The sequence below is a fragment of the Colwellia sp. Arc7-D genome, from assembly GCF_003061515.1.
GTDB lineage: Bacteria > Pseudomonadota > Gammaproteobacteria > Enterobacterales > Alteromonadaceae > Cognaticolwellia.
Map to the genome: position 1 here is coordinate 3,385,929 of NZ_CP028924.1, position 12,689 is coordinate 3,398,617.

Here is a 12,689-nt window from a genome sequence, read left to right on the forward strand (position 1 = left end):
TCACAATATGTCGGTATTTACTGTTGTCAGCGTTTAAATATTCAGTATTTTAAAAGTAACAAATATGAATTACCTTGCTCATAGACTTAGAATTGAATGATAATAAGCACAATAAAAACTAATGTAGAGCCAACATTGATTAGCGGACAAAGCCCTAAAAACGAAGCAGAGTTGCTCACACGTGCACAAGACCTAGCCGGTATGACGCTAGGAGAAATTGCTGCAAAGATTAGTGTTGAAGTACCCAAAGATTTAAAACGTGAAAAAGGCTGGATAGGCTTATTGCTCGAGCAAGTTTTAGGTGCCAGTGCTGGATCCCGACCAGAACCAGACTTTCCTCATTTAGGCATTGAACTAAAGTCATTGCCAATAAATTATCAAGGAAAACCATTAGAAACGACCTTTGTTTGTGTTGCACCACTTACCGGCTTAGTTGGTGCGCAATGGCAAACAAGTCATATTCGCAATAAACTCGCGCGTGTATTATGGATCCCAGTAATTTCAGAGCGTAGTATCGCGGTTGCAGAGCGTATTGTAGGCACAGCTTTTATTTGGTCACCTTCGCAAGAAGAAGAACACCTGTTGGCATTAGATTGGCAAGAATTAACCGACATGATTGTTTTAGGCAATGTGGAAAATATTCATGGTAGACATGGGCAAGTATTACAACTGCGACCAAAAGCCGCGAATAGCCATGCAAAAACTCAAGCTTTTAATCGCCATGGACAACCATTTATGACCTTACCTCGAGGATTTTATTTAAAAACGGCTTTTACGCAAGCACTATTAAATAAGTATTTGCGAATAAATTAATAAATATCTACGACTAACATTGTGGATATTTAAATATAATAATAAAACATAGTAAAAACTTACTAACCACGTTATAAGTTATAACAATATCAATTTTAGGGAATCTTATCTCGCAATGAAGCTCGGTAATAAATTTGATCGATACATAGCCGTTATTTTTTTCGTTACAATCGTTACGGTAATTTTAACCTCTTACTTTACCCTAAAAGATGTAATTAATAGTCATAACAAACAAGTGCAAAGTGCGGTCACACCATTGTTCTCTCTAGTCACAAGTGAAATATTACGACCACTAAATGTGGCAAATTTCATGGCGAAAAATCAGTTTATTATTGATTATGCAGAGCAAGCAGAAATAGAAAAAGGATATTTAGTTTCTTATTTAGAAAAAATCGCTAAGTCATACAATATGGTTGCTTTTATTGCCTTAGAAAAACATGATGTAATGTTAAACTCCACAGGTAAAAAAACTTCATTAGATGGCGAAAATGTCGAATGGTTTCATCGTCTTAAAAACTTACCTGGTGAGCAGTTTACTGATATAGGTAATGCTGAAGCTCCACATTTATATTTTGACAATAAAATTCACAATATGGATGGTGACTTTATCGGTTTTACCGGTGTAGCACTTGAGCTAAGCTATTTTGCCCGAAAGTTTCAAGAATATAACGACCGTTTTGGTTTTGAGTTATACTTTGTTGATAGTAATAATATTATTACTTTATCTTCCAATAAAATGATTAAATCTCAAAGTCATCACCGAACAGACCTCATCACACGTTTGAGTGATTTGCCTTGGTATCAATCACTTATCAAAAACAATGCCGCAGATAATAATTTAACTTCAGAAGTTATGTACACCACTGATGAAGGGCTGTTGATCTCTCAAATGCCGATACAAGAGCTTAATTGGCGTATGTTTATTGTTTCTCCACCAGCCTCTGAACAAAGTGCATATTGGAAAATATTTATTGGTCGCTTTATGTTATTTTTCATTATTGTGATTGTTTTTTATATGGCACTGCTAACTATTATCAATTATTTGAAATCGCGACTCATTAAACATGCTGAAACCGATCATCTTACGCAGTTACCTAACCGAAGCCATGTTCATTGGCGCTTTGATGAGATCGTAAAAAATAACGAAAATCTTTGTCTTGTATTAGCAGATATTGATAACTTCAAAAATATAAATGACACTTATGGACATTTGGTGGGTGATGATGTTTTACGTATTATTTCTGAACAATTATCACAAACTTTACGTAAAATTGACGTCGTTGGAAGATGGGGAGGTGAAGAGTTTGTTATGGTATTACCCGACACTTCTGCAGAGCAAGCACTTATAATTGTCGAACGTATTAGAAAAAACATTGCGGCTATTTCTTTTCCTATTTCAACGACTAGCGGCTCATTTACTACCACAATTAGTTTTGGGATCTGTGAATTACCGATAAAAAGTAAAGCCATAGAAGATTATATAAAAGGCGCTGACAAAGCCCTTTATCAAGCGAAACATAATGGCAGAAACCAAAGTGTAATATTCAATTAACACTTTGGTTATTTTAAGCTTATAAGGCGTGCAACTTAATGGTTTGGCCAATACTTACACTGCTTTGGCTAGTTATCTGCTGCCAATTGGTATTGGCAGCTTCTAAGCACACAAATTCATGCTCGCCTTGGGCATGTACATCAAGCATATCTTCAGCGCCTTTACCTGGGTTCCATAACACCCAGTCTTGACAACCTTGGCTTATAACTTCAATTTTACGTTGCCATTCATGATCAACTATAAACATATTATCATTATTGTGATAGATACGGTCAATAGGTCCCATACAATGTTTTAGCGTTGATTTTTGATCATTACACCCATTGATTTTATCATCATAAAGCACGTCGTTTAACATCGGAATATCAGTTTTCTGTGGATTACCAACGCAAAAGTAACTGTGTAATGCACCTGTATACTCAACCGTTTGCTCAGACAAGTTTGTCATGATTAAGGTTTGTTGAAATGACTCATTAAATATCAGTGTTTGTTTCAATTCGAACGCTGCTGGCCAATATGGTGAGCAATCTTTACCAGTCAAAGACAAGGTAACTTCAACCGTTGAAGCTGATATTTCAATATCATCAACTTTCCACTCGCTTTGTCTAGCAAAGCCATGGTTACTAACCTTACTTAACGCGCCATTAGGTAACTTTACCTCACCACCAAACCAAGGCCAGCATAACGGAACACCAGCACGAATTGCCTTGCCTGTGCTGTAATGACTAGTATCACTAAGCCAAAATACAGGTTGTTGTCCTTCTGGCTGCCAACTAAGAACTTGTCCACCATACAGGCTTATAGAGCCTTGACCTTTTTGATGAAAAAACTGAAACGCTTGCAAGCCATCAGCAAGTTCATATAACTCAATACGTCCAAATTCATTTTCTAATAGTACGTTTAACATTTGACCTTGCCTTTTCAAATTTATAATTGCCATTTAATTAACGGTTATTCTAAGTAATTAAAAATTTGGATGAAAGTCTTAATATAAAATGCAGGACTAAAGAACTTCTAATGTCAGTGTATGGCAATAGATATAAAGTTTGCTCTCGGTTATAAATTTTAATCTAAAGTATCATCAGAGCTGTTATCTCCAATACTGGTTAATATTTTTTCACACCCCTTACATTGCTGTAAAATCACTGTAAATGCATTTTTAATTTGCTCCGCATCTGCGTTGTTTTCCATTAGCATTTTTCCTAGTTCAGCATGCAATACTATGCTATTTAAAGAGTTCCTAGCACTATGAAGGGATTGTTTAAATTGTGTTGGTTCTCTACTTTCCATTATTTTTCTACCTAAGTTGATTTGGCTACTTCAGTTTTGAGACTAACGTGGCTAATACAGTTCTTTCCACTAGCTTTGGCCTTATACATTTGTAAATCAGCTTGATGGATGAAATCTTCAAAGTTTATTTCCTGAGGGCTATCGTTTTCAGCTATGAAAGTGGCTAAACCTATACTAACCGTTACTATGCTTTCGGCCGAACTATGGGTGTGTTCTATATTCAACTTACGTATTCGGTTAAGTATTTCGTTTGCAATCAGCAATCCTCCTTTCGCATCGGTTTCTGGCAGAATAACAGCAAACTCTTCACCGCCGTATCTACCTATGATGTCAGTCTCTCTTCGTCGCACTGACATCATAGTTTGAGCCACCAGTTTCAGACATTCATCGCCTTCAATGTGTCCATAGGTATCATTGTAAGATTTGAAATCATCAATATCGATCATAAGCAAGGATAGGCAGTTTCCGGAGCGGATAGTTGATGCACAATACTGCTGTAGCATAATATCAAGTTGCCTACGATTAGATGTGCCGGTTAACCCATCGATACAGGATAATACCTCCAACTTTTTACGGTAATAAACCAACTCCATATGATTTAACACTCGTGCGCGTAAAATACTTAAATTAACGGGCTTGACCACATAATCGACAGCACCAAGCAGTAAACCTTTTTCTTCTTCGTCAGCACTTTGTGAGGCGGTGACAAATATAATCGGAATTTCTGCAGTCATCGGGTTAGACTTCAGTACACGGCAAGCTTCGTAGCCATTCATTACTGGCATGTCGAGATCTAGAAGGATCAAATCAACGTTTTTCTCCGTCGCATAGCTAATCGCATCTTTGGCATTATCTTTTAAAATAACCGTATATTGAGAACTAAATAAGGCATTTAGCGCCTCTAGATTACTCTTATAATCATCCACTATCATAAGGGTTTGCTTTTCCCAATGACTGTGGGTGAATGATGATTTTAATTTTCCTTCAATGTCGGCACTAAAAAATTCTGAATTGACCATATTTACTCTCCAAGCTAAGACTTAGCTAAATTCAACATCTTTATAGATGTTGATAGAGCAATAAAGGAGCCAGACTGCCAATAAAAACACAACCTTATGATAGATAAGGAATTAGCTGTAATTTCATAGAAAAACACAAGCGAGGTTAACCACACTATTAAGTACCTTGGTCACACTCTGTGTAAAGTTTACCAATTTCAACGTGAGTTACCTTCCCAATAAATCGGTATATGGCGATATTTTTAACCTTCAATACCGCTAGTTTTACTTAAGTTATTTTAAGCTTAAGCTATTTTAAGCTTAAGCTATTTTAAACTTAAGTAAGTTCCACCTTGAACTTGAAGTAGGTGAGTAGATAAGTAGGTTAGGTCTTTAAGGGGTTCATACGACATGGCCGCTGCGGGTCAAGATAAGTTGTTTAAAAAACTAGTCTGTAGACTTTATTATGCTTAGCCTACAGACTATATACAGTCGTGGAAAACTGGAGTTCTAAAGCAGTGTTCTGATCACGTATTGAAGGATCCCGCCATGGCGGAAGTATTCGAACTCATTAGGTGTATCGATACGTATATCAGCTTCAAAGCTTATATTAGTGCCGTCAGATTTTAGTACCGCTACTTGCACTTGTTTCTGGCCAGCATCAACTGCTTGAATAGAAAACTGCTCTGTACCGTCTAAATCGTAAGTACTTGCACCTTCACCTTGTTTAAACTGCAGTGGTAATATACCCATGCCGATAAGGTTAGAGCGATGGATGCGCTCATAGGTCTCAGCAATAACTGCTTTCACACCTAGTAATAACGGCCCTTTGGCGGCCCAATCTCGAGAACTACCGGTACCGTACTCTTTGCCAGCAATAACAATCGTTGGAGTATTCTCAGCAATATATTGATGCGCGGCCTCAAATACCGTCATCTGTTCACCGTTAGGTTGTTTACGTGTGAAGCCCCCTTCAGTGCCAGGAGCAAGTTGGTTTTTAAGTCGAACGTTTGCAAAAGTACCACGCATCATAACTTCATGGTTGCCTCGTCTAGAGCCATAAGAGTTAAAGTCTTTTTGTTCAACGTGATTAGCTCGAAGGTAATCTGCAGCGGGAGTATCTTTGCCAATGGAGCCTGCAGGTGAAATATGATCCGTGGTTACACTGTCGGCCAATTTCAATAAACAACGGGCATTTTCAATCGCTTTAGTTGGCTCAGGCTCCCGTGGCATATTTTCAAAGAATGTCGGTTTTTTCACATAAGTACTATCTGGCCAATCATAAATATCGGCGTCCACAGTATCCAGATTTTCCCATATATCGCCACCGTCATAAACCGAACCATATTTCTCAGAAAACATCGACTTATTGACCACACGAGTGACAATTTCTTGTATTTCTTGTTGGCTTGGCCATAAGTCTTTCAAATAAACTGGCTTGCCAGCACTGCTCATACCCAGCGGATCTTTGGTAATATCAACTTTCATATTACCTGCCAATGCATAGGCGACCACTAGCGGTGGTGACGCTAAGTAGTTTGCTTTAACATCTGAATGTATTCGCCCTTCAAAGTTGCGATTACCTGATAATACCGATGTTACGGTTAAATCACTTTGCCTAATCGCCTTAGTAATAGCTTCGGGTAACGGACCTGAATTACCAATACAGGTAGTACAACCGTAACCTACCAAGTTAAAGCCCATTTTATCCAGTTCTTTAGACAACCCTGCTTTATTGAGATATTCGGTCACTACTTGTGAGCCAGGGGCAAAACTGGTTTTAACCCAAGGTTTAACGGTAAGTCCTAATTCATTGGCTTTTTTTGCCAACAGCGCAGCAGCAACCAACACAGATGGATTCGAAGTATTAGTACAACTGGTAATCGCAGCAATTACAACCGCGCCTTCATGAAGATCATAATCTTGTTCATTATGACGATAAGATACAGAGGTTTTGGAACCAATATTTTCTGCACCACCTTCACTTTCAAAGTTCGCTTTCTGTTTTTCGTTAGGCGCGATAGCCAACTCATTTTGCTCGGTTATCCAACGCTTAAACGCAGTCGATGCTTGGTCAAGATTTATTCTGTCTTGCGGACGTTTTGGCCCAGCGATAGCTGGAACAACAGTGTCTAAATCCATGGAGAGTGTTGCATGATACTCAGCATGTTCTTGTGCTTCACTGCCCCACATGCCCTGTGCTTTTGAATAGGCTTCAATAATCTCTATCTGTAGTTCACTTCGACCAGTTAACGCCAGATATTTTGTCGTTTGTTCATCAATAGGAAATAAGCCACAGGTTGCACCGTACTCAGGCGACATATTGGCCAGTGTTGCTCGATCAGCAACAGTTAAGTGTTTTACACCAGCACCAAAAAACTCGACAAATTTGCCTACTACACCAAATGCACGCAATTGTTCTGTAACCGCTAACACTAAGTCGGTCGCCGTTGCCCCTGGCGGTAACTTGCCTTTCAATTCCATTCCAATCACTTCAGGTATTAGCATAGTGACAGGTTGACCTAACATGGCCGCTTCGGCTTCTATACCGCCTACCCCCCAACCAAGCACACCTAAGCCATTGATCATTGTGGTGTGTGAATCTGTACCGACTAAGGTATCTGGGTAAAGTAACGGTGTGTCTTGCTGTTCATCGACAAACGTTACACGCGCTAAGTACTCCAAATTGACTTGGTGTACAATACCTTTTCCTGGCGGTACTACTTTGAAGTTATCGAATGCACTTTGTCCCCACTTTAAAAACTGATAGCGTTCTTTATTGCGCTCAACCTCAATTTCAGTATTACGCTTAAACGAATCTGCTTTACCGAATTCATCTACCATTATTGAATGGTCAATAACTAAATCTACCGGTTTAAGTGGGTTAATTTTACTTGGGTCGCCACCTAGGTCCAACATCGCGTTACGCATAGCGGCTAAATCAACAACCGCAGGCACGCCGGTAAAATCTTGCAAAATAACTCTAGAAGGCACAAATGCTATTTCGGTATCAGAAGAAGATGCTGTGTCCCATTTGGCTAGGTTTTGAATATCCTCAAGTTGCACATACTTTTCATCACTGTGGCGAAGCAAGTTTTCAAGTAATATTTTTGCTGTCAGCGGTAAGCGCTTTGTATCGATTTGCAAACTTGATAGGTCAAAGTACTGATAGGATTTCCCTTGTACTGTTAGTGTCGATATATGTTTATTTGAAACTGTCACATTACTCTCCTTCTAGCCTTAATCAGGCATTTTATAAGGTAAATTATTGTCCGTTTTCATTCGTCATCACTAAAAATCAAACTACTTTTAAGATAGGAAATATGCTTTTTTGATAAAAAACGATAAGGGTAAGTGCTTATAATCACCGCCTTAACATATAGCTATCCTAATGTTTATTCTGTTTGTTGTTTGTTCCTTAATAACCAAAAAACAACAAACAGAATAATAGCCGCTGCAATCGATGTTACAGCCAAACCCGATGGCTCCTTTATAAGTTCTAGCACACCTTTACCAAAAAATATTGCGCTTAAGCCTAAAGGGGCAATGCCTATTGTCGAGCCTAGCATAAATTTGAAAATATTTATCTCAAGTGAGCCTGCCAAAATGCTTGTTACGGTAAAAGGTGGAGTGGGAGCTAGGCGCAATGCGAAAATAGCCCAAGCGCCTCTATCATCCATTTTGTCTTTTAATGTCTTCGTATGCTTTTTAAGCCCTTCTCCAAAAGAGTCCCTACCTATGGCACGTCCTATTCCATAACCACTCAGACTTGCTAAAAGAAAACCAGGTATGCAAATTAGTACGCTCATCCAGATATTAAATACCAAGCTAACCGTAAATGCCATCAACGGAATTGGAATGAGGAGTGATCCTCCAATAAAGAAAACACCTAAGAAAATTAAAGCCGTCAAGGCATTCTCAGGTACATCGCTAGCTAACTGGCTAATTTTATCTATTTCAAGGTAGTCGTTAAAAGGTGTAAGAAAATACAAAGCTAAAAGCCCAGTCACAACACAAATAAATATGCCTAACTTGATAATATTTGCCTTCTTCATTTTATCGCCTCTCGTAAAAGCCACTTGAAAATTTTTCTGTGAGCTTTCATATAAAATAAATATTCTGGATGCCACTGAACTCCTAATACTTTGTCACTATTTTTACTTTCAACAACTTGGTTAATACCCGCTTCCTCTTTAGCTGTAACTTTAAGAGTGTCTGCTGGCTTAGCTACTGCTTGGGAATGTATTGCATTGACTTTTAAAGGGTCATCTCCGGCTATTCTAGAAATTAATGAATCGTTAGTCGTATAAAGCACAGTTTTACGCGGGAAAGGACTGCGGATCCTAGCGCTTTCTTTTAGCAGCGGTAGAGTAGATTCATACATTGAACCACCCAACTCTGCGTTTAGTAGTTGATGGCCACGACAAATACCTAAAAGTGGTAGGTTATTGTTCAAGGCATAACGAATGAATTGTATCTCCATATCGTCACGGTCTTTGTCGTATTGGTGGGAACTAAAATGATTCATTAGCTCCATAGGATACAATAAACATTCTTTTAACTGGGTCCAGAAAGAACGTGTTACTGGAGATGAATCTTCTTTAATGAAGTGTTCAGGATGGATATCTGAACCACCACCAATAATAACGCCGTCATAATCGAGCGTTCCGTCAAAAGACTCAGGTGTTACTCTAACGGGCTCTCCTCCAGAAATTCTAATATTCAAAGCAGTAAAAAACCAAGCTACGGTGCCTGATTTATTCGGTCCAGTGATGGCGATTTTAGGCTTTGCTTCGCGGTTCAAGTGAATTCCTTAGGGTAATTTTAATAGCGCTAATTTACTTATTGCTGATACCGAAATTTAATCATAAGTGCTATTTCAAATATAAACCCTATTGCATTTAATAGTGGTTATATTAATTAAATAATCATTTTAAATATTAGATTTGCAAATATTAGACCAACGAAAAAAACAATTAAATACTCATAAAAACAGCACCTTAAAAGTTATCCATTATTATTTAAAATTCAATAGTATGTAAACTTTACTCATTAATCGTAGTATTTACGTTCTTAGCTTCCGATTAATATCCATTGGACTAACGAGATAGTTATTTTTATCAGTAAAATACTCAGTATGAAATGTCGCTATTTATGCTTTAAATGAAATTTATGATGCAGAAAGCTTTATGTTACCAATAAAGATGGGTAGGTAATTAATTTGGTTTTAGGCGTTAGTAAGTGATAAATGAGGGAGGAAACCCGTCAGTGATAAATGAGGGAGGAAACCCGTCAGTGATTAACTGACGGGCATTAACATTATCACGAAGTTTTAAAAACGTAGATAACGCATATTTTTTACATTACTTCACGTAAGCTTTAGGCATATCGCTCGACGTTGTATAACGGTCACGCAAAGCATCTTGACGGCTTATGGTCGAATACTCTTTACCATTAATCCACATCTGACTAACCTTAGTGCTAAGTTCAAATGGGTCAGCACTCCACAACACTAAATCTGCCGTTTTACCTACAGCGATAGTGCCACTATCAAGATTAAATGCTTGAGCTACGTTAACCGTTACGGCTGCAAGTGCTGCATCAGGCGATAAACCGTTAGCGATAGCATTACCGGCATGATAACGCAGCTGATAAAGGTTATGGGTATCACCACTAATCGATAGAGCTACTTTAACGCCAGCTTTAGTTAGTTTTGCAGCATTATCAAGTGACGAATGCAGAGAATCAAAACTACCAGGTAAGTTATCTAAAGCAGTCATTACAACAGGCACGTTAGCCTGAGCAATTTTATCTGCAATCAATACGGCATCTGCAGCACCAACAAACACTAAATCAAGAGAAAATTGCTCTTTGATTTTTAACAAAGCGAGTAAATCAGTAGCGCGATCAACGTAAGCAACTAGCGCTTTGTCGCCACTAAGGAGTGCGTTGATAACTTGCGCTTCACGACTTGGTTCTTTTGCTTCTTTTTTGTCTTTTTCATCATCAGTTTTCTTTTTCGCTTTTGCTAATTCCTTAACAGCATCTTCGAGTTTAAATTGTAAATTTTGCAAGCTTAGTGCTCGCGAGCCTTTACTTTTAGCGCCTAAATCAATCACGACGTTATTATGTGTTGATCGAACACTGCCAAACTCACCAGAAAGATCTGCTACAAAAGTTTGACCTTTAAACATATCGTCACCACCTTTAGGGCTGACAACATTACTGGTAATACCGCCCTTACGACTATAAGGGATAACGGAAGAACGCGAATTAAATGCTAAGCTTGCATCAAAGGTAATATCAGCTTTTTTATCGCTAGCATCACGACTTTTTGAAACAGCGCTAACTTCAACTAAGCCTAATTGGTTCATTGAGCCAATTAAACCTGGTGTTAAAATTTTCCCTTTGGCATCAATAATGGTCTCAGCATTAAGTGTTTCAGGGTTGATGGCAATAACTTTCCCATCTTCAAAGACTACGGTCGCGTTTTCTAGTACACCTTGTTCGGTTACTGTGTGCACTGTCGCATTAGTGATTGCAATACTTTGGGCAAAACTAGCCGTCGAACTTGCAAGTGCCAATACCATTAGCGATGATTTAAATAATTTAATATGTTTCATAATCTTCACCTTACCTTTGACCTAACAAGAAATCGCTTTTCGCTTGGTATTTTTCATCAAATCGATCGTACACTTTTGCACCATCTACAAACACCTGTTCAGCTTGCGCATAAACACTAAATGGGTTTTGATTCCAAATAACGACATCCGCTTTTTTACCATTTTCTAAACTACCGGTTTCTTCAGCTACACCAATCGATTTTGCTGCATTAGCGGTGATCCAAGTTATGGCAAGTTCAGGCGTTATTTCAAAGCCATTTTCGTTTGCACGATACATAACTTTGCCTGCTTCTTGGTTTAAGCGTTGGATTGTACTGGCAGAATCAGAATGCACTACCGCACATGAATTTTTCATCGCATCAACAATAGCAACGTTTTCATGAACCATGTCATAAGCTTCCATTTTAAAGCCCCACCAATCTGGCCACATAGCTGCACAGTTACCATTTTCAGCCAATGTATCTGCAATTTTGTATGCTTCAACGGCGTGATGGAAAGTACCTGAATGGTAATTAAACTCTTTACCAAGATCGATCATCATCGCCATTTCTTCAGCTTTATAGCAATGGTTATGAATTAAAATATCACCATCAAGTACACCTTTTAAGGTATCTAATTCGATATCACGCTCTGGTGCTAATGGGTTTTTACCTGCTTCAAAATCTGCATCATATTTTTCCCAAGCGCGCTTATATTCGGTTGCATCAGCCCAAGCCATGCGATAACCCGCCATATTACCCATGCGTGTTGAAGGTAAGACTTTACGGCTACCATACACACGTTTAGGGTTCTCACCACAGGCCATTTTTAAACCGTAAGGTGCATCTGGGAATTTCATGCCTTGCATGGTATGACTTGGCACATTGCGCAAAGTTACACCTCGACCACCAAATAAATTTGCTGAACCAGGTAGGATTTGTAGTGTAGTAATACCACCAGCACGAGCGGCTTCAAAACCTGGATCTTGCGGCCATATACTATGCTCAGCCCATACTTCAGAAGTATTAGGCGAACTCATTTCATTGCCGTCAGAGTGAGATTCAACAGATGGACTAGGATAAACACCTAAGTGTGAATGTACGTCAATAATACCAGGCGTTATCCATTTACCATTAGCATCAACTTCAACCGCACCTTCAGCAACTAAGTTTTTACCAATTTGGCTAATTTTACCATCTACCATCAAAACATCAGCATTATCCAAACGTTTACCAGTACCGGTTAATACCGTGGCATTTTTTATCAGTGTAGTTTCCAGCGGTAATACTTTATAGGTACTTGGATATGGATTTTTGTTTATAACGACTTTTTCGTCTTGCTGTTCGCTTTGCAAACAACCCGTTAAAGCAACAGCGAGTGCTGCTGTCACTAATGATGGTAGAAATTTTTGCATAAATTTATTCCTGTTTTACT

10 protein-coding genes are annotated in these 12,689 nt (G+C 38.6%); 2 read left to right on the top strand and 8 right to left on the bottom strand.

Annotated elements, in window-relative coordinates; genetic code table 11:
- The first annotated feature begins 96 nt into the window (after window positions 1–96).
- Complete coding sequence (mutH, locus tag DBO93_RS14625; RefSeq protein WP_108456995.1) at window positions 97–813, top strand: DNA mismatch repair endonuclease MutH; 717 nt, start codon at window positions 97–99, stop codon at window positions 811–813.
- A 115-nt stretch (window positions 814–928) separates the two neighbouring features.
- On the top strand, window positions 929–2,365 hold the full coding sequence (locus DBO93_RS14630; protein ID WP_108456996.1) for a sensor domain-containing diguanylate cyclase: 1,437 nt from the start codon (window positions 929–931) through the stop codon (window positions 2,363–2,365).
- 19 nt (window positions 2,366–2,384) lie between these two features.
- On the opposite strand, the gene DBO93_RS14635 is transcribed toward DBO93_RS14630, so the two are convergent.
- The 8 genes from DBO93_RS14635 to DBO93_RS14670 all read right to left on the bottom strand — a co-directional run bounded on the left by DBO93_RS14635 (window position 2,385) and on the right by DBO93_RS14670 (window position 12,669).
- Window positions 2,385–3,272 (bottom strand): D-hexose-6-phosphate mutarotase, encoded by an 888-nt coding sequence (locus tag DBO93_RS14635; RefSeq protein WP_162533800.1) that lies wholly within the window; start codon window positions 3,270–3,272, stop codon window positions 2,385–2,387.
- Between the two features lie 158 nt (window positions 3,273–3,430).
- Complete coding sequence (locus DBO93_RS14640) at window positions 3,431–3,655, bottom strand: histidine kinase (protein WP_108456998.1); 225 nt, start codon at window positions 3,653–3,655, stop codon at window positions 3,431–3,433.
- Window positions 3,656–3,666: 11 nt separating this feature from the next.
- Entirely contained in the window at window positions 3,667–4,674 is a 1,008-nt protein-coding gene (locus DBO93_RS14645; RefSeq protein WP_108456999.1) for a diguanylate cyclase, read from the bottom strand.
- Window positions 4,675–5,163: 489 nt separating this feature from the next.
- Window positions 5,164–7,875: an aconitate hydratase AcnA gene (gene acnA, locus DBO93_RS14650; protein ID WP_108457000.1), complete on the bottom strand. Its 2,712-nt coding sequence runs from the start codon at window positions 7,873–7,875 to the stop codon at window positions 5,164–5,166.
- 173 nt (window positions 7,876–8,048) lie between these two features.
- A complete protein-coding gene (locus tag DBO93_RS14655; protein ID WP_108457001.1) occupies window positions 8,049–8,708 on the bottom strand; it encodes a VTT domain-containing protein in 660 nt (219 codons plus the stop codon).
- The gene (locus tag DBO93_RS14660) at window positions 8,705–9,457 is read right to left on the bottom strand and encodes a gamma-glutamyl-gamma-aminobutyrate hydrolase family protein (RefSeq protein WP_108457002.1); all 753 of its coding nucleotides are present in this window, start codon (window positions 9,455–9,457) and stop codon (window positions 8,705–8,707) included. The genes DBO93_RS14655 and DBO93_RS14660 overlap by 4 nt, the downstream gene beginning before the upstream one ends.
- A gap of 559 nt (window positions 9,458–10,016) precedes the next feature.
- On the bottom strand, window positions 10,017–11,276 hold the full coding sequence (locus tag DBO93_RS14665) for an amidohydrolase family protein (RefSeq protein ID WP_204100626.1): 1,260 nt from the start codon (window positions 11,274–11,276) through the stop codon (window positions 10,017–10,019).
- 10 nt (window positions 11,277–11,286) lie between these two features.
- A complete protein-coding gene (locus DBO93_RS14670) occupies window positions 11,287–12,669 on the bottom strand; it encodes an amidohydrolase (protein WP_108457003.1) in 1,383 nt (460 codons plus the stop codon).
- Window positions 12,670–12,689 lie beyond the last annotated feature (20 nt).